At 45.3% G+C, this 17240-nt stretch carries 15 protein-coding genes; 2 read left to right on the forward strand and 13 right to left on the reverse strand.

Annotation, left to right across the window (positions count from 1 at the left end; translation table 11 throughout):
- Positions 1–3 precede the first annotated feature (3 nt).
- The 7 genes from mnhG to ACFPIB_RS14855 are packed head-to-tail and all read right to left on the reverse strand — an operon-like array spanning position 4 to position 5990.
- On the reverse strand, positions 4–414 hold the full coding sequence (gene mnhG / locus ACFPIB_RS14825) for a monovalent cation/H(+) antiporter subunit G (RefSeq protein WP_378018247.1): 411 nt from the start codon (positions 412–414) through the stop codon (positions 4–6).
- A gap of 4 nt (positions 415–418) precedes the next feature.
- The gene (locus ACFPIB_RS14830; protein WP_378018248.1) at positions 419–688 is read right to left on the reverse strand and encodes an MrpF/PhaF family protein; all 270 of its coding nucleotides are present in this window, start codon (positions 686–688) and stop codon (positions 419–421) included.
- Positions 685–1182 (reverse strand): Na+/H+ antiporter subunit E, encoded by a 498-nt coding sequence (locus tag ACFPIB_RS14835; protein ID WP_378018249.1) that lies wholly within the window; start codon positions 1180–1182, stop codon positions 685–687. Before ACFPIB_RS14835 ends, ACFPIB_RS14830 begins: the two co-directional genes overlap by 4 nt.
- A gap of 1 nt (position 1183) precedes the next feature.
- Positions 1184–2701 (reverse strand): proton-conducting transporter transmembrane domain-containing protein, encoded by a 1518-nt coding sequence (locus tag ACFPIB_RS14840; RefSeq protein ID WP_378018250.1) that lies wholly within the window; start codon positions 2699–2701, stop codon positions 1184–1186.
- A 21-nt stretch (positions 2702–2722) separates the two neighbouring features.
- On the reverse strand, positions 2723–3076 hold the full coding sequence (locus ACFPIB_RS14845; RefSeq protein ID WP_378018251.1) for a Na+/H+ antiporter subunit C: 354 nt from the start codon (positions 3074–3076) through the stop codon (positions 2723–2725).
- Positions 3077–3132: 56 nt separating this feature from the next.
- Positions 3133–3678 carry an MnhB domain-containing protein gene (locus ACFPIB_RS14850; RefSeq protein ID WP_378018252.1) on the reverse strand — a complete coding sequence of 182 codons (546 nt, stop codon included), beginning with the start codon at positions 3676–3678 and terminating at the stop codon, positions 3133–3135.
- On the reverse strand, positions 3675–5990 hold the full coding sequence (locus ACFPIB_RS14855) for a putative monovalent cation/H+ antiporter subunit A (RefSeq protein WP_378018253.1): 2316 nt from the start codon (positions 5988–5990) through the stop codon (positions 3675–3677). Before ACFPIB_RS14855 ends, ACFPIB_RS14850 begins: the two co-directional genes overlap by 4 nt.
- A 142-nt stretch (positions 5991–6132) precedes the next feature.
- Here ACFPIB_RS14855 and ACFPIB_RS14860 point away from each other — a divergent pair, with 142 nt between their 5' ends.
- Positions 6133–7053 (forward strand): universal stress protein, encoded by a 921-nt coding sequence (locus ACFPIB_RS14860; protein WP_378018254.1) that lies wholly within the window; start codon positions 6133–6135, stop codon positions 7051–7053.
- A gap of 291 nt (positions 7054–7344) precedes the next feature.
- Here the strand turns inward: ACFPIB_RS14860 and ACFPIB_RS14865 are convergent, their stop codons facing one another.
- The 6 genes from ACFPIB_RS14865 to ACFPIB_RS14890 form a co-directional block, all read right to left on the reverse strand.
- On the reverse strand, positions 7345–7968 hold the full coding sequence (locus tag ACFPIB_RS14865; protein ID WP_378018255.1) for a class I SAM-dependent methyltransferase: 624 nt from the start codon (positions 7966–7968) through the stop codon (positions 7345–7347).
- 73 nt (positions 7969–8041) lie between these two features.
- Positions 8042–8488: a hypothetical protein gene (locus ACFPIB_RS14870; protein WP_378018256.1), complete on the reverse strand. Its 447-nt coding sequence runs from the start codon at positions 8486–8488 to the stop codon at positions 8042–8044.
- A complete protein-coding gene (locus ACFPIB_RS14875; RefSeq protein WP_378018257.1) occupies positions 8489–8722 on the reverse strand; it encodes a hypothetical protein in 234 nt (77 codons plus the stop codon).
- Between the two features lie 3 nt (positions 8723–8725).
- Positions 8726–12409: an AAA family ATPase gene (locus ACFPIB_RS14880; protein ID WP_378018258.1), complete on the reverse strand. Its 3684-nt coding sequence runs from the start codon at positions 12407–12409 to the stop codon at positions 8726–8728.
- A gap of 10 nt (positions 12410–12419) precedes the next feature.
- The gene (locus tag ACFPIB_RS14885; protein ID WP_378018259.1) at positions 12420–13643 is read right to left on the reverse strand and encodes an exonuclease SbcCD subunit D C-terminal domain-containing protein; all 1224 of its coding nucleotides are present in this window, start codon (positions 13641–13643) and stop codon (positions 12420–12422) included.
- Between the two features lie 330 nt (positions 13644–13973).
- Positions 13974–14804: a sulfite exporter TauE/SafE family protein gene (locus ACFPIB_RS14890; RefSeq protein WP_378018260.1), complete on the reverse strand. Its 831-nt coding sequence runs from the start codon at positions 14802–14804 to the stop codon at positions 13974–13976.
- Between the two features lie 221 nt (positions 14805–15025).
- On the opposite strand from ACFPIB_RS14890, the gene ACFPIB_RS14895 reads away from it, so the two are divergent.
- The gene (locus ACFPIB_RS14895; protein ID WP_378018261.1) at positions 15026–16495 is read left to right on the forward strand and encodes an amino acid permease; all 1470 of its coding nucleotides are present in this window, start codon (positions 15026–15028) and stop codon (positions 16493–16495) included.
- The last annotated feature ends 745 nt before the right edge of the window (positions 16496–17240 follow it).

The raw sequence follows: 17240 nt of genomic DNA on the forward strand, positions 1-17240 counted from the left end.
AGTTCAGTTGCCGGTTTCCGATTTTTTTTCTTCGTCGGTCAGGTTTTCGCATGGTTCGCAGTTTGCCTGGTATTCGCGGAATTCCCGGAGGTCGGTTTTTTTCCAGAACGGAATTTTAAGATGCACAGCGGTGCGGGTAATAACGTGGCCGGCCACAGGAGCAGTAATAAACGAGAAACAGATAATTACAACAACTTTCAGCAGCATATCGGGTTGGTTAAAATAAACGGCCATGCCGGTTAGAATCAGGCCCAGGCCCAGCGTACCGCCTTTAGTAATGGCTGACATCCGGATGTAAAAATCGGGTAGGCGAAGCAACCCAATGCTGGCAATAAGCATAAAACCCGAACCGGCCAGAATAAAAAATGAACTGATAAGCTCGCGCCAGAGGATGGCATTCCAGATGTTTTCCATGGCTTTACCGGATAGATTTCATAAGATAATACGCAAACGAAATGGAGCCCAGGAAACCGAAAAGCGATAGAATGATGGCTACATCTATAAAATCTTCGTTGCCGGTAAGCTCCGTAAAAACGGTAATTATCCCGATCATGTTCGCCACAAAAAGGTCGAAGGAGGTGATGCGGTCGGGCAGGCTGGGACCCATGGCAAAGCGGATGGCCACCATAATGAGGCAGGCGCTTAGCGTAAAAATGGCTATATAAAGGCTTAAGGCAAAAATACTCATGCGGTAAGTTCCATCAGGCGGCGTTCGAAGCCGTGTTTTAAAACGTGTTTAATTTGCTCCAGGTCGTTGTTTTTTATATACAGTGCGTGCACATAAAGTACTTTCCGGTCTTCGCGCACATCTACGCTTAGCGTGCCGGGTGTAAGCGTTATCAGAATGGCAAGCAGCGTAATTTCTCCGTCAGTTTTTATGTCTAAGGGCAGGGCAATTATAGCGGGGCTTAAAATATAGCGCGGCGTGAGAATGTCGTAGGCAATTTTGAGGTTCGCTTTTATTAATTCTTTCAGGAAAAAAAGGGCCAACGTTATGGCTTTGGGAAGTTTGCGGAAATAAGCACGCCGGTAAAAAAAACTACTTGCCCAAAGCACCGCAAAAAGCGCCAGAAAAACTACCACCGCCCAAAATGCATTATAAGGCAACGCCAGTACATCGTTTTTCATGATCAGGAAATCGGCCACAAAAGCCAATAAAAAATGGAGCGCGAAGGTTTTCATCTTATGGGTTTAATACGGCGTTTATGTACGTTTCGGTGTGCAGCAATTGTCCGGCGGCCCGCATAGCCAGCGAAACCAAAGCTTCGGCATACAAGCCCATGAATAAAATAACGCACGTAAGCAACACTACCGGCACATACAACCATTTATCGGGTTTCTGCGCAGCTATTACCGTCTCGGTTTTTTCTGCCGGATAAATAACTACCGGCGGTTTGTCTTTCCAGAAAACCTCGTTCCAGATCTTGGTCATAGAAAACGTGGTAAGCAAACTTACAATTAGCGAGGTAATTACAATTCCGGTATTTCCGGCTTCAAAACCAGCTTTAGCCAGCATAAATTTTCCCCAGAAGCCCGATAAAGGCGGAATACCGGCCAGTGAAAATGCCGCGATCACAAAAAGCAAAGCCAGCAACGGCCGTTGTAAATAAACCCCGCCGAGTTTTTTAAGGGAAAAGCTACCGTTTTGCTGTTCCACAATGCCGCTTATCAAAAACAGGTTGGTTTTAACGAAGATGTTATGCAAAATAAAAAATACGCTGCCCGCTATAGCCAAAGGCGTAAAAATGGCCAGACCCATGAGCATATACCCGATCTGGCTCACTATATGAAAAGACAATATCTTCCGGAAATCGGTTTGAGAGGCGGCCCCCAAAACCCCGATAACCATGGTGAAACCGGCCATTACCAGCAAAATGGTGTGAATGTAATCGGCGTTCATAATAAAAACCAGCGTGAATAACCGGATGAGTGCATACATACCAACCTTGGTAAGCATACCGGCAATAAAAGCTGAAATGGCAATAGGAGGGGTATGGTAAGAAGCCGGCAACCAGAAAAATAAGGGGAACAAACCGGCTTTTATGCCCAGCGCCACCAGGAAAAACATAGAAGCCATGGTAATCAGGCCGGCATTAACATTTTCGGTCTGAACCAGTTTTCCTAATTCGGCCAGGTTTAGCGTGCCGGTAATGCCGTAAATGATGCCAATGCCCATCAGTAGAAATCCGGAAGCCAGGAAATTGATGGTAACGTATTTAATGGAACCTTCGAGCTGGGCTTTGGTACTACCGAAAGAAATGAGCACAAAGCAGCAGATCAGCAGCACTTCGAACCAAACGAACAGGTTAAAAAGATCGCCGGTAAGGCAGGCGCCGTTTATGCCAAACTGCAGCAGCAACAGCAACGGATAATAGCCATAACCCTGGCGTTTGCGGTTCAGGCCGGTAAAAGAATAAAGCAAAATAGCCAAACCCGTTACAGAACCGGCAACCAGCATCAGTCCACTGAAAAGATCTGCCACTAGGCTTATGCCAAACGGCGCCGGCCAGTTGCCAAGTTGTGTAACCTGGATGCCCTCAGAATCTACGGTGCTTAAAAGCCGGAAGGCGGCAAAAACTAACCCCAACTGCGCTGTCAGCCCGATCACTTTTTGCACCGTTACCATTCGTAAGCAGAAATAGCAGAAAATGGCCCCGAAAAGTGGTATGAGTAAAGGCAGTAAAAGTAACAGATGGTTCATGAAGCTGTTTTGGGTAGCGGTTTATTTTATCTGGTCTGTCTTTTTCATATCATCCAGATCGGTGGTGCCGAATGCCTGGTAAACCCGCCTGATGAGTACAATGGCAAAGGCCTGAATTCCGAAACCGATTACGATGGCCGTTAAAAGCAAAGCCTGCGGCACCGGATCGGCAAATGGTTCCTGGGCTTTTTCGGCTTGCTGCGAAATAATGGCCGAGCCGCCGCGCGTTAACCTCCCGATCACAAAAATAAAAAGGTTCGTAGCCATGCTGAAAAGCATCAGGCCCAGAATGAGTTTAAAAAAATGCCGGTGCAGGATCAGGAAAAGCCCCGCCGCAAATAAAATTCCGATTATAAAAGGTAAGATCAGTTCCATAACCTGTCAGGTAATATGTATGTAATTCAAGCCGGAAAATTCAAAATAGCCAATGGTTAATCTGCTTCGGCCAGGGCAATGGTTATTTTAAGTACAATGCCCAGCACCAGCAAATAAACGCCGGCATCGAATAAGATCGGGGTGCCCGGTTTGCCTAATACGGGAATTTCGAAATCTGACCAGAGCGCCGCCATGTAAGGTTGATTCAGAAGTAAACCCGCAACGCCGCTTATAGCCGCCAGCAACAAACCGGTAGCAATAAAATAAACTGGCTCAATACTTATCACATATTCCAGCCATTCATATTCTTCGTCAGCTTCGCGTTTCCTTTTTACCTGAATAATGAGCAGGCGGAGAAAATGCCGGGTGCGGCTGTGTTCGGGGCGGCGCGGAAAATGGTATAGGATCAGGGTGAAAAAGTCGGAAGTGGTTTTTTGCGGGCCATGCACCATCAGGTGAAAAATAAACGCAATGGAACAGATAAGCCCGCCAATAAAACCGCCGCCCGGATGGTTATGCCCCCGGAATAAAATGTAAAGCGAAAAAATAATGAACACCGGAATAAGCCAGCGGATAGCAACTGCCAGAATAATGGTTTTCATGTTTTCTTTCCTTTCTCCGGCTTCATTTTCAGCATGGCGTAAATTCCCATTGCCGCTACAGCCAGCACTACAATTTCGCCCAGCGTATCGAGTGCCCTGAAATCTACCAGAATTACATTTACAATATTCCGGCCTTTGCCCAATACGTAACTATTCTCGCCAAAATAGGTTTTCAGGTCTGAGTTGAGCGGAAACTGTTTTACCAGCAAAAGCACATACGTAATTACCGAACCGAATAAGATAGAAACCACCAGGTATTTTAACTGATATGGTCGGGGAGTGGTTTGTTTAAAAGCCGGCAGCTTGTGCAAAATGAGTACAAATAAAACTACCGTAAGCGTTTCGATGAGTAATTGCGTGGCCGCCACATCCGGAGCCCCGAAAAGAATGTAAATAAGGGCAATTGCGTAACCTACCATTCCCAGAATAGCTATGGAAGTAAGCCGCGACCGGGTTATAAAAAGGAAAACCAGTGCCGGCAATACCAGCATAACCAAGGCCAGTTCATGCATGCGCACATCCAGCAACAAGGGTAGTCGTTCGTAGAGTTGCAAATCCGGACCATGGACCGTTAATGTAAGTACCGTAAGGAAAACCAGCGTGAGGATGATCGTGGCAATGTAACTCCGCAGGTAGCCATTCTGAATAAAGGCAGTAACTGCTGTGGCTGCGGGTAAAAAGTTAGATAGCAGGAATTGGTAAATTCCGGCCGGGCCAATTTTATAAACCGGGCTGAAAAATATTGCCAGTTGCCTGCCCCACCCCGAAAAACGATATAGAAAATAGCCCAAAAAGAGCGTAAGTAAACTAAGGCCCAGCACCGGTGTAAAGCCATGCCAGAGTTTTAGCTCGAAAAAAGGTACCGTTTTTTGCATAGCTCCAGCTGCCTGAATCAATAAAGGCGTTGCCAAAAAACCAGGAAGCAGCCCGAAAGCCAACCCGGCCAGCGAAAGTATTAAAGGCGGTAAATAAAGTGCCAGGGAATCCCGATGATGGATTGCTGTTTGCTGCGGGTGTTTTTTCAAGAACAACCCAAAACCGAAAGCAAGGGCCACGGCCACAAAAACCATCCCGGAAAAGAAAGCGATCCCGAATAAAATGGTTTTATAATTTACAGATGCTAAAGTTGTTTCGTAAAGCAATTCTTTGCCGATAAATCCAAAAAACGGTAGTATTCCGGCCATGGAAAGTGCAGCCAGCAAAGCAGCAATTCCGGTAAAACGCATTGGTTTTCCTAAGCCGCCCAAAGCAGTAATATCGCGGGTTCCGGTGGCATGGTCTACATTTCCGGCTACCAAGAACAAGGTTCCTTTATAAAGCGCGTGCGCCAGCAGAAATACCAGCATGGCCTGCAAAGCAAGCGAAGTGCCGATGCCGGTAAGCATAACTAAAATTCCCAGCGCGCTGATTGTTGTATAAGCCAGAATTGCTTTCAGATCGGTTTGCTGAATAGCCAGAAATGCCCCAATTGTTGCCGTAATTCCCCCTATCAGCATCAGCGTATTTTGCCATTCCGGTGTTCCGCCTAAGGCTGGTGTAAGTCTGGCCAGTAAATAAATTCCGGCTTTAACCATAGTAGCAGAATGCAAATAAGCACTTACCGGGGTAGGCGCAGCCATGGCATTGGGTAACCAGAAATGAAATGGAAACTGCGCCGATTTGGTAAATGCTCCAATAAAAATTAAAACCAGGGCCGGTAAATAATAGGCGCTCGAAGTAATTGCGTTGGGTTGGTTCAGGATTTCGGGAATTGAAAAACTGTTACCAGCCAGGCCAAGCAAGATCAAGCCGGCCATTAACGCCAGCCCGCCGCCGCCCGTAACCAGCAAACCCTGCAAAGCCGAAGTTCGCGTAGTTTCTTCCTGGTGCTGAAACCCAATTAGTAGGTAAGAACTCAGGCTGGTAAGTTCCCAGAAAACGAAAAGACAGAAAATATTGCCGGCCAGCACCACGCCCAGCATCGCCGTCATAAAAAGCATCAGGTAAAGGTAAAAACGGCCCAGTTGTGGGTTTCCTTTTAAATAGCCGCCGGCATAAAACATAATAAGCGTGCCGAAACCGGTTATGAGCAACGCAAAAAAAAAGCTGAGCCCATCGAGGTAAAAATGCAGTTCTATATTTAAAGTCGGCGCCCATTTTACGATACTTTCAATTACTTTTCCGTTCAGTATTTGGGGTAAAAAACTGCATAAGTAACTGAAAATCAATAACGGAATTAGTGACATGGGAATAAAGATCCACTTGCCCAGAAACCGGTATAGCAAGGGTGAAGCAAAAGCAGCAAGAAGTCCGGCTAGGATCAGAAAAACCATGAATTCATCTTTTTGTATATTTTAGAAGCGCAATTCCGTACAGAAATTTATTGCTACTTACCCGGCTGCTTCATTTAAGTTTCAACGCTTGGTTATTGCTGGCGCGTAAAGCCATTTTAAAATTGTATCAACCTTCAGAACTATGAATATAATTAAACGCGTAATGGTAGGGCTCGACTTTACCCCGATGGACGATTCGGAAATTGCTTATGCCGCTTTTTTAAGCAGTTTATCGGCGGTAGAGAAAGTTTGTTTTGTGCACGTAGAAAAACACCTGGAGTTGCCCGAAGAGCTGAAGCTGCCGCAGGAAGATCTATCGGTAAAAGAAACCCTTACGCGGGAACTTCAGCAGAAAGTGGATATTGCCTTTAAAAGCCAGCCGCAGGTAGTTACCGAAATCAGGATAAAGGAAGGCTCCGAAGTAAAGGAAATGCTGAAAGTAGCCAAGGAGGAAGATATTGATCTGATAATTGTAGGCCGCAAAATGCAGCTGAAAGGCTCGGGCGTGCTGCCGAAAAAATTATTGCGGGCCAGCCGGAGGAGCGTGCTTTTTGTACCTGAAAATACTGAAGTAAAACTAAAGAAGATCGTAGTAAGTATCGATTTCAACGAATATTCTATGATGGCGCTGGACCGGATGCTGCATTCGGCGCTGGCACTTTCCGAATTCGAGATCGAATGTTTGCACGTTTATCAGGTTCCGCCGGGCTACGTTACGCTGGGCCAGACTTACGAGGCATTCGACCAGCGGATGCAGGAAAATGCCCGGGCAAAATTCAGCCGCGTGCTGCAGCAGTTTCCTGAACTTGAAGATCGGGCTAGCCTGAAACTAGTTAAAAAACACCATGATGAAGATATTGGGGAAGTAATTGTGCTGGAAGCAAAACGCTCACGTGCCGACCTGCTGGTAATTGGCGCAGCCGGAAAATCGGCAGCCGCTTTGTTTATGTTGGGTAGCGTTACCGAAAAGATACTGCATTACGACAACGATATTCCGCTGCTCGTATTTAAAAGGGAAAATGAAGCAGTCGGGTTTATAGATGCCTTGCTGCGCGACGAGTAACCGTTCCTGAAAAACCTCACGGTCCGTTTAGAACTGTGAGGTTTTTTTATGCTTTAACTAATCTCCGGCAAATAAAACGGTCCAAAAACGGTATCTAAAAGGGCATAAAAACTCGTGGTTCCAGAATTAATCTAAAAAAAGAGCTGTCATGTTGAGCGATAGCGAAAGAACTCGTCGGCTTTTTGCAGAAACATATCCATTGGCACGGAAAAAGACTTAGGAGCTTCTCTCACAAGCTTTGTATTTTTTCGCTCACATTAGTAGGCAGACTACAGTTTTTTTAGATAGCAGTTAATTATTCTTCCGCACTTTAATGATCCGGAAATTACCGTTAAAATTAGCCGGGATATCTTGCTGAATTACGAGGCTCGTTCGCGCCAGCAGATTTTCAATAACCCGCGTAATATCCGAAAAAAGGGAGGAAGTAAATTTGTTGAAAAAAGCCCTGAACTTAGAAAGCTGCTGGTCTTTCGGCCGGAATTTATCGAAGATCACCGCTTCGCCGCCCGGTTTTAAAACGCGTTCTGTTTCCTGCAAACATTTTACCGGATCGGGAATTACGGCTACAATTAAATGCAGAATTACTTTATCGAAAGTAGCATCCGGAAATTGCAGGTTTTGCCCGTCCATTACATTTAACATTGCGTTCAGCTTTAATGCCTTTGCCCGATACTCCATTTTCGTAACCATGGAAGGCGTAATGTCACCAGCCCAGATCTGTGCGTTTTTTGGCAGAAATTGAAAATCCAAACCGGTTCCGGCTCCCACCAAAAGCACTTTTTCATCCGGTTGAATATTTAAAAGTTCAACAGATTTCCGGCGGGAGGCAGTAAAAATTTTACCCACCAAAAGGTCGTAGATCGGCGTGTAAAGTGTGTACCGCATGCGGTTCCAGCGGTTCGTATTCAGGCTCATTTAATATCGAAAAAACGGTATATTTTAGAGCCGTAAAAGTGTGGGGAATTTCAGGGATTTGCAAGGAGAAATATTAGAGCTTATTAAGATGTTCTAAGTCATCCAAATCCTTATAACGAGCAGAGGCTGCTTTATTTTTGCGAAGGTCGCTTAAATGAATCAGATTAAATGAAGTTCCTTCCATCTCGGCCATCTTTTTTTGAGCGAAGGCAGTTTGAAAATCTACACCAGAAATATAATTCATTATTTCAATATGTGCTGGTGGTGTTCCTACATCAAATACGAGCATCTGTGTAAAGTCCATATCAAGTAAGGCAGAGGCGTCAAAACCATATTCATCAACCGCTTTTACCAATTTTGAAGCATTTTTATTAGTAGGAGAAACCCAAATATCCATGTCACCTGTTGAACGAGGATAACCATGCAAAATTACCGCATGTCCGCCTACCAATAAGTATTCGACTTCATGTTTATTCAGTAAATCCAGAAACTGGAGAAAATGCGCATCTAATAAATTCATCTACTTGCTGCGGTTTTTACGGGCAAAGAATTCTTCCAGACTCTCATCCGGCCTTTTTACAAATAACCTTGAGCGGCGCTCCATTTTTGGTTCGTTCTGCGAATAATATTCCCAATATGCTTTTTGAGTTAACCGGAAACCTTCGGCCAGCCGTTCAGCATAACTTTTATTTTTCCAGTAAGCACTTTGGTCTGATTGAGCTTTCAGGGTAGTGAATTTAATTTTCGGTTTCATCCTTCAGGGTTTGATTACACAAAAAACACCATCGTAATTATACGCCGAAACCACAATTTTACTCACCCCGCCGCTCATTTTCTTCACCTTTATCTGCGTACTGATCCGTTCTTTCAAAGCTTCCACGTGCGAAATTATCCCGATCATTTTGCCGCTGGCCTGCATATTTTCCAGCGCCGTAATGGCAATGTCCAGCGTTTCCGCATCCAGCGTACCAAAACCTTCATCAATAAACAGCGAATCGATCTGCGTTTTGTGGCTGGCCAGATCCGATAAACCCAGCGCCAGCGCCAGACTTACCAGGAAACTTTCGCCGCCCGACAAAGTATTGACCGACCGCACCGCATCGGCCTGGTACGTATCGATCATTTGTAGTTCCAGGTCGGCGTTTGGTGCTTTCAGTAATTGGTAACGGTCGTTCAGTTTCTGCAAATGGCGGTTGGCTAACGTTACCAGTTTGGCCAGCGTTAACCCTTGGGCAAACTTGCTGAATTTCTTGCCGCTTTCCGAGCCGATCAGTTCCGATAATTTTTCCCAACGCTCCGCTTCTTTCTGCTGATTGGAAATGCGTACGGCCAACGCCAGATGCTTTTCCTGCAGTTCTTTTTCCCGTTTCAACGTCTGCGCAATGCTGCCAATCTGCTGGTTCGCTTCACTAATTTCCCGGTCGGTTTGCAGTAGTTTTTGGGTTAAAATGGCTACCGTTTCTAAGGTCAGGTTTTTAGCTTCTTCAGTCTTTAATTCAGCGCTCGTATCAGCTAAAGTCTGGCGGGTTTCGGTAAGCAGCTTTTCGAGTTGCGCCTGCAGATTCGTGAATTGAGTCGCTTCTTCATCCGTGAGGAATAACACCTTTAAAGCCGCTATCGAAATAATGTTTTGCGTAGCCAGTTTTGATTCGAGTGCTGTTTGCAATTGCTGTATTTTTTCAAATGCAATGGTTGCATCGCTTTGTAATTGTTCGCGGCGCGATTCTGCTAAATTCAGCTTTTCGGTTTGCTGCTGCAAGGCGGTTTGGGCTGCTTCTGCATCGCTCTTTTTCTGTTCGCAATCAGCCGTTAAACGCAACCGTTCATCAGCCGGATTTTTCTGTCCGAAAAGTTTTTCCCGTTCGGTTTTTAGTGCCGTTAATTCCTGGTGTTCCCGCGTTAAAGTTGCCTGCAAAGCATCAAGTTGCGTTTGCTTCTGAAGTTGCGTGGCTTCCACTTTTTGCAGGTTTCCGGCCGCTTCGGCTGCGCGTAACTGGGTTTGCTGTAGCGCCTCTGTTTGTGACGAAAATTGCTGCGCCCGCTGTCGTAATTCCTGCAGTAAAACGTTACCTTTTTCCACCGAAAAAGTCATACCAAATCGGTTCGTAAAAGAAGCTGCTTCCGCTGCAATATTGGTGTATTGTTCCTGCAGATCGCGAAGTTCTTTTTCGGCATTTTGTAACGTTTCTTCCGCAGTTTTTTGCCTTTCCGAAGCCTGTTCTTTTACCGATGTGGCACTTAAAGTTTCGGTCTGCAAACGGTATTGCTTTTCAGTTAAAAATTGCGCCTGCTGGTTTGCTTTTTTTACGCTTTCCAGCTGAATTTTCTTTTTACCAAGCTGCGCCTGGCATTCAGAAATAGCTTCCGAAATTGTCTCTGTTCCTGTAATCGCAAAAGCATTTTTCAACGCCGCATTTACTTCCAAAAATTCCTTTTCGATCGTTGCTTTCAGCTGGGCGTTTTCTGCCAACGCAATTTCTGTAGTTCTCAGATCTGCCTGTAAAACTGCCAGTTCCGCAAGCGTTTCCGCCGACTTTTTTTCCAGTTCTGCTACCGTTTTTTGCTGTGCATTTCGCTTTTCGGTAGCATCGGTAAGTTTCGGGGTTTGGCCGTCTGCAAACGGGTGTTCCAGAGCGCCGCACAACGGACATTCACAATTTGGTTGCAAGTTTTTGCGTGCTTCTTCGTAATGCTGCACCTGCAACTGGAACTCCACAATTTCCTGGTACTGCGTTAAAATTCCGCGGGCTTCTTCCAGTTTTTGGCTTACCTCTGTTTCTGTTTTTTTCAGCGTTTCCAGTTTAGCAACCGCACTGTTTTTTTGTGCCACCAAAGTCTGTTCTTTGGAAACCGTTGCCGCAAATTGCAAACCCGATTGGCGCAGCTTTTCCAGGTTATTTAACCGGACCGGCAATTCCTGCAGCGCCAGTTCAAGTGCCATTTCAGAAATGCCGGCCAATGCAGTTTGCAACGCTGCTGCATTTTGGGAAATTTCGCTTTGCAGGTTCGCTTTTTCAGCAGCCAGTTCCGCCAGTTTTTTCGCGGTAGTTTCCGCTAAAGTTTTGGCCGATTGAATAGCTTCGGTTGCAGTAAGTTTTTCTTTTTTCCACTTTTGCCCATCCTGAATAATCGCCTGCAGATCTTTCAGGTAGCGTTCAAAAATATTCAGTTCGCTACCCAGTTCTTTTTCGGCACTATGCTCCTGCAACCAGCTTTTCAGGTCCGTGAGTTTTGCGGCCAGATCGACGACCGTTTTGCGGTAATTTTCCACTTCCGAAGCATCTTTATCGAAAGCCTTTTTTGCCTGTTGGTATGCTTCTTTGTTTTTCAGAAATTGTTTGCGCAGGCTTTCTATGCCGGCATCTTTCTGCAAAACTTCGTCCAGCAACGGTGCAATTTCCTGCAGCACTTTTTCGGCCGTTTGCTGTACCGTTTTGGCTTCTTCCGTTTTTTGCCGCGAAGTTTCTACTGCATTTTTTAACTCCGGAAGTTGTGCCTGTATTTGGGTTTGCTGGTTTTGGAGGTCGGTTAAAAATTGCTGCTCGCGTTCAAGTTTAACCAGTTCCGGCCGAAAATGCAGCGCCGTTTTATGTTGTTCCAGGCGCGCAAAATCAGTTTCATATTTCGCCGCATTTTCCTGCAGTTCAAATAAAGCTTTCTGGGTTTGTTCCTTCTTCTCTGAAAGTTTCTCCAGGTTTTTCAACCACGCAATTTGTGTTTCAGATTCCTGGCGATTTTGCTTCAGTTCTATTTCCTGCTGCCGCAATTCCTCCAGTGTATTTTCGTATTCTGCCAGTAATTCAGGCGCCAGTAAGGTTTGCCCGGAAAGTTCGCTGCGCAACTGGTTCAGCGCATTTTTTTCGGCAGCCGCGCGCCGGTAAGCTTGCCGCGAAATATTGGTATAAATGCCGGTATCGGTAATGCGTTCCAGCAATTCGCTGCGTTCATTTTCGTTGGCTTTCAGGAAACGCGTAAACTCGCCCTGGCTCAACATTACCGAGCGCAGAAACTGGTTATAATCCAGCCCGCACAATTCCGAAATTTTCCCCGGAACTTCGTGCGATTTCAAATCGAAAATTTCCTCGTCTACAACGCGGCACAATTCCATTTTAATGGGCTGCAGGTTGCCGTCGGCCTTTTTGCGGCTGCGGTACACGCTCCATTTGGCCCGGTAAACCACGTTGCGCGCTTCAAACGTTACTTCCGAAAATGCTTCGGCCGTGTGGCGCGTCATAATTTCGGAAGGCAGATCGCGGTCGTGGCGGTTTACGCGGCCGTACAAACCCAGCGTAATGGCATCGAGAATCGTGGTTTTCCCTGCGCCGGTCGGTCCGGTAATGGCAAAAAGGCCGGAATCGCTTAACGGCGCGGCATCGAAGCAAATTTCGTGTTCGCCGCGCAGCGAGTTCAGGTTCAGAAAACGAATGGATTTTATCTTCACAGCCAGCTCCTTAATTTTTAGCCATTTGTTCGCTCATATTTTCCAGCAATTCATCAAAAGTCTGCAGCAGATCGTCGTGGCTCAGTTCCGGAAATTCGGCTTCGCAGCGTTTGCGGAAAACTTCTTTGGGTTGCAGGTCGTGCAAATGCAGATCTTCCTGCACCTGCGCATCTAAAGTAACTTTGGCGCGCACTAAATTCTGGCGGCAGGTAACCAGTTCCAGATCCGTTTTGCCGCCTAATAATTCGCGCAGATTTTCTTCCAGGTTCGGAATAAAGCTTTCGGTATCTACCTGAATTTCGGCCCAGGCCGGTAACGGATTGTCGTTTTCGAAGCTCACCATCTGGATGTGTACTTTTTCCAGCGAACCTTTAAAACGCACTAACCGGCGCTGGCGCGGAACTGGCAGTTCGGTTAAATTACTCAGTTTACCGTCTTCAAAATCGAGCAGCAAAATACTTTTCCGGTCGTCGTTCTCGCTGAAGCTTAAAGGAATAGGAGAGCCGGAATAACGCACGTGGTTAAAACCACCCACAATTTGCGGCCGGTGCAAATGTCCCAAAGCTACATAATCGAATTCCTCCGGAAACTGATCGCCGCATATCTGGCCTAGGTTTCCGACGTGAATTTCTTTTTCTGAATCGGAAGTGCTGCTGCCGGCGGCAAACAAATGCCCCGTAGCAAGCACCGGAACTCCGGCAGCTTTATAAGGTTCTATATATTGTACCAGCGTTTTGTAATGGTTACAGATGCCGTCTTTAATGCGCTGTTCCCGTTCTTCGGCCGTTTCGCCGGCTACTGAAAGGCGTACATCTTTATCGCGCAGAAAAGGCACGGCGCAAACTACAAGCTTCACTTCGCCGGTTTCATCTTTTAGCGGAATAATTTCTTCCTGTAGATCGGCCGGCACGCCGCCAATTACGTGAATGTTGAAATATTTGAGTAATTCTTTCGGGGCGTTTAAAGTAGAAATGGAATCGTGGTTGCCGCCGGTAATAATTACGTGTTTACAGCCGGTTATATAAAGCGCCCTGAGAAAATCGTAATACTGTTTTAAAGCTGTGTTGGAAGGCGCGCCGGTATCAAAAACATCGCCGGCCACAATAAGCGCATCTACTTTTTCGGCTTGAATGGTTTCGAGCAGCCAGTTTAAAAAATGCTGGTGCTCTTCGGTACGTTCGTGGTGCAGCAGGCGTTTGCCCAAATGCCAGTCGGAGGTATGTAAAACTTTCATCACAGTATCGGCCTTTCTTTACAGAAAGTAAAGATACACTTTTTTGCTTGGTGGTTAAATTTGTTCGTTGTTTTAAAACGGTAGGGTTTCGGCCGGAAAAAGTCTGTGTTTACTCTTTTATAGTATACCAGAGAAAAAACGCTATGGATTTCAGCCTGAAAAGTCAGTAATGTCGATGTTTGTTTTTCAGAAAAGAAGGAAGTAAAACGCTATGGATTCGGACTTTAAAACTAATCACTGATCATTAATCATTATTAATTAGTCATTATTCATTAAATAAAAAACGCTATGCTTTTGGGCTTAAAAAGTGGCAGTTTGCAGAAATTCAGGTTAGAACTGTAGCATTTCTTTGGCAATAATGCCGCAGCCCATTAAAAGCACAAACCAACCGAAAGCCGGTTTCAATGTTTGGCCAGGCACGAAAGTAGAAACGTAGGTTCCGGTTAGAATACCGCCAATGGCCAGCGAAGAAAAACCACCCAAAAAGATCCAGTCGATATGATGCGTACTGATATCGCCGGTAAAACCGATCAGAGAATTGATCGCAATAATTAAAAGGGAAGTACCAATGGCCGTTTTCATTTCCAGCCCCGCAAATAAGATCAGCGCCGGAATGATCAGGAAGCCGCCGCCGGCACCAACTGTTCCGGTTAGTACGCCTAAAATTGCGCCCAGTGCCCAGATAAAACGGTAAGAAATAATTTTAGGGTTTGGCAGCGCATGGCCATGCAGGGGTTTTTGGCGGATCATAGCGTAAGAAGCCAGCGTCATAAGCACGGCAAACAATACCATAATAAAATGCTCTTTATAAATAATAAAGTCAGCATTCTCATAAATAATATCCGGAATAGCTGGCACCAGGAATTTTCGCGTCAGGAAAACCGAAATGAACGAAGGAATGGAAAAAAGTATCGCCGTTCGGTAATTAATGAGTTTTCGTTTCATGTAAGTGGCCGCGCCAACCAGCGACGTTAAACCAACCACAAAAAGCGAATACGAAGTAGAAACAATCGGATTGATGCCGATAAGATAAACCAGTACCGGAACCGTAAGAATAGAGCCCCCGCCACCAACCAGACCCAGCGAAACCCCGATCAGGATGGCGGCAATATAACCAACCAGGTGAAAGGTGTTGAATTCGGTGAGTAATAGTGTTTGCATAGCTTCGTAAATATCAGAGGTACTTTATTTCTTTACGAGTCTGCAAATTTTATCATCATAATTTATGCCGTTTTAATATAAAAATTACAGTAAAATCTTTCTAATAGTACAAATAAGGGAGCAAATACAAACTTTCCGGCCTGCTTTATAGTGCAATTGCATAGTAATTTCCTATATTGGCTTTTCAAATACTTAAATCTGTTACTACTTTAACACTTTTTATGGCTAACAATTTATTCGCAACCAAGTCTATTGCGAAACTTATGGCAGAGTCGGAGAGTGGTGAGCACGGGCTTCGGCGCACGCTTTCTGCTACAAACCTTACCATGCTCGGGATCGGCGCAATTATCGGAGCCGGTATTTTCGTTTTAACCGGTACCGCTGCTGCTAACGCCGCCGGCCCAGCAATTGTAATTTCGTTTATAATTGCCGGTTTAGGCTGTTTGTTCGCAGGTTTATGCTACGCCGAATTTGCTTCCATGATCCCGATTGCCGGTTCGGCTTATACCTACGGCTACGCAACTTTAGGTGAATTTATAGCCTGGATCATTGGCTGGGACTTAATTCTTGAATATTTGTTTGGCGCTGCCACTGTGGCCGTTGGCTGGTCCGGAAATGTGGTCAGCTTATTAAAATCGTCGGGCATAACCATTCCGGAATCCATTGCCAGTGCGCCTTTAGCCTACGAAGGTGGCGTATTTTCCAGCACCGGTGCCATGATCAACCTGCCGGCCATGCTGCTTATTCTGGCCATGACGGCTTTATTAGTTGTCGGTATTCAGGAATCAGCCCGTTTCAATAACTTTATTGTATTCATAAAGGTAGCCATCGTATTACTGGTTATCGGTTTCGGCTTTCAATATGTAAATTCTGCTAACTGGGAACCGTTTATTCCAGCCCGTGAATTATTACCTGATGGCAGCTCCCGCTATGGTTGGGAAGGTATTGTACGCGGCGCAGCCGTAGTATTTTTCTCTTACATCGGTTTCGATGCTGTAAGTACCGCCGCCCAGGAAGCCAAAAACCCGCAACGCGACATGCCGATCGGAATGTTAGCTTCTTTAGGAATCTGTACCTTATTATATGTTGCCATGTCTTTAGTAATGACGGGGCTTACCTCATATAAAAACCTGAACGTTCCGGATCCGGTTCTGGTAGCATTATCTGCTGCAGGCCCGGCCCTGAAATGGTTATTCTTCTTCACCGGAATTGGCGCGGTAGCAGGTTTAGCTTCTGTAGTTTTAGTAATGCTTATGGGCCAGCCCCGCATTTTCTACGCCATGTCCCGCGACGGATTATTGCCACCTGTATTTGGTAAAGTTCACCCTCGTTTCCATACCCCGCACATTACTACAATTGTAACCGGTGTAGTTGCAGCAGTAGTTGCCGGTATTTTCCCGATCGGCCTTTTAGGTGAATTAGTAAGCATTGGTACTTTATTAGCGTTCGTAATTGTGTGCGGTGGTATTTTAATGCTTCGGAAAACCAACCCGGATATTCCACGTCCGTTCAAAACCCCATTCGTACCACTTGTTCCGATCCTCGGAATTCTGATCTGCGGCTACATGATGGTTAATTTGCCTTTCGATACCTGGCTGCGACTAATCATTTGGATGGCAATCGGAATCGCGATCTACTTCTTATATGGCAGAAAGCATAGTAAACTCAGAAAACAAAATGAAGTATTGTAAGAATGCTATCGTTTAGAAGATAAAAACTAAAAGCCGCTTCCTGGTTAGGGAAGCGGCTTTTTATTTCTATGAGTAAAACTTAAAAACGCTATCCTTTTGAATGGAAAAAGTAAGGAAAGACAAATATATAAATGAGTCGGATTGATTAATAGAAAGCATAATCGGAGCTTTTATAAAGAACACAAGTAAAGCGCTACGGTTTTTGCTCTAAAAACTGCCTTAAACGGGGAGGTCATAAAAAAGTTTAAAAATATTTTCGGAGCTTAAAGCGTTGCAGGCAATATTGTTACCGGGAAAGCCGGGAGGGTAGGGAAGCAGAAAGGGGAATAGCGGTTTGGAAAGCTAGATAAGACTGGCGTATCTTTGCAGCACCAAAACGGAAAAGGGGCAGCCTGATCCGGGAATTGAAAAGCTTACCGAGCTGGCTTAGAGCAACTTGTAAAAGAAGCTTCAGGCTGAAAAAAAACTTCAGATTTTTCAGTTTAAAATTTGGAGGTTTTAGAAAAAGTTCTCACCTTTGCACTCCCAAACCGAACGAGGTTTTGGGGAGGCAAAAAAGGCTTCAGTTGTATTGAAAGCAGGTTTTTACTCTGGAATAATTTTAAAATAAATTCATTTTAAAATTTGGAAGAAAGAAAAAATGCCTGCATCTTTGCACTCCCAATCTGAACGAAGAAAGGGAAAAGAATTGAAATGCTGAAAAGGTCATCTGGTAACGAAAAGCTGCTAATAATAAAGCGGGATT

The organism is Adhaeribacter terreus, from assembly GCF_042657365.1.
Taxonomy (GTDB): Bacteria; Bacteroidota; Bacteroidia; order Cytophagales; family Hymenobacteraceae; genus Adhaeribacter_A; species Adhaeribacter_A terreus.

What these genes read in the sequence shown, in the direction of transcription:
- mnhG (WP_378018247.1), bottom strand. Translation starts at nt 414, where the DNA reads ATGGAAAACATCTGGAATGCCATCCTCTGGCGCGAGCTTATCAGTTCA.
- ACFPIB_RS14830 (WP_378018248.1), bottom strand. Translation starts at nt 688, where the DNA reads ATGAGTATTTTTGCCTTAAGCCTTTATATAGCCATTTTTACGCTAAGC.
- ACFPIB_RS14835 (WP_378018249.1), bottom strand. Translation starts at nt 1,182, where the DNA reads ATGAAAACCTTCGCGCTCCATTTTTTATTGGCTTTTGTGGCCGATTTC.
- ACFPIB_RS14840 (WP_378018250.1), bottom strand. Translation starts at nt 2,701, where the DNA reads ATGAACCATCTGTTACTTTTACTGCCTTTACTCATACCACTTTTCGGG.
- ACFPIB_RS14845 (WP_378018251.1), bottom strand. Translation starts at nt 3,076, where the DNA reads ATGGAACTGATCTTACCTTTTATAATCGGAATTTTATTTGCGGCGGGG.
- ACFPIB_RS14850 (WP_378018252.1), bottom strand. Translation starts at nt 3,678, where the DNA reads ATGAAAACCATTATTCTGGCAGTTGCTATCCGCTGGCTTATTCCGGTG.
- ACFPIB_RS14855 (WP_378018253.1), bottom strand. Translation starts at nt 5,990, where the DNA reads ATGGTTTTTCTGATCCTAGCCGGACTTCTTGCTGCTTTTGCTTCACCC.
- ACFPIB_RS14860 (WP_378018254.1), top strand. Translation starts at nt 6,133, where the DNA reads ATGAATATAATTAAACGCGTAATGGTAGGGCTCGACTTTACCCCGATG.
- ACFPIB_RS14865 (WP_378018255.1), bottom strand. Translation starts at nt 7,968, where the DNA reads ATGAGCCTGAATACGAACCGCTGGAACCGCATGCGGTACACACTTTAC.
- ACFPIB_RS14870 (WP_378018256.1), bottom strand. Translation starts at nt 8,488, where the DNA reads ATGAATTTATTAGATGCGCATTTTCTCCAGTTTCTGGATTTACTGAAT.
- ACFPIB_RS14875 (WP_378018257.1), bottom strand. Translation starts at nt 8,722, where the DNA reads ATGAAACCGAAAATTAAATTCACTACCCTGAAAGCTCAATCAGACCAA.
- ACFPIB_RS14885 (WP_378018259.1), bottom strand. Translation starts at nt 13,643, where the DNA reads ATGAAAGTTTTACATACCTCCGACTGGCATTTGGGCAAACGCCTGCTG.
- ACFPIB_RS14890 (WP_378018260.1), bottom strand. Translation starts at nt 14,804, where the DNA reads ATGCAAACACTATTACTCACCGAATTCAACACCTTTCACCTGGTTGGT.
- ACFPIB_RS14895 (WP_378018261.1), top strand. Translation starts at nt 15,026, where the DNA reads ATGGCTAACAATTTATTCGCAACCAAGTCTATTGCGAAACTTATGGCA.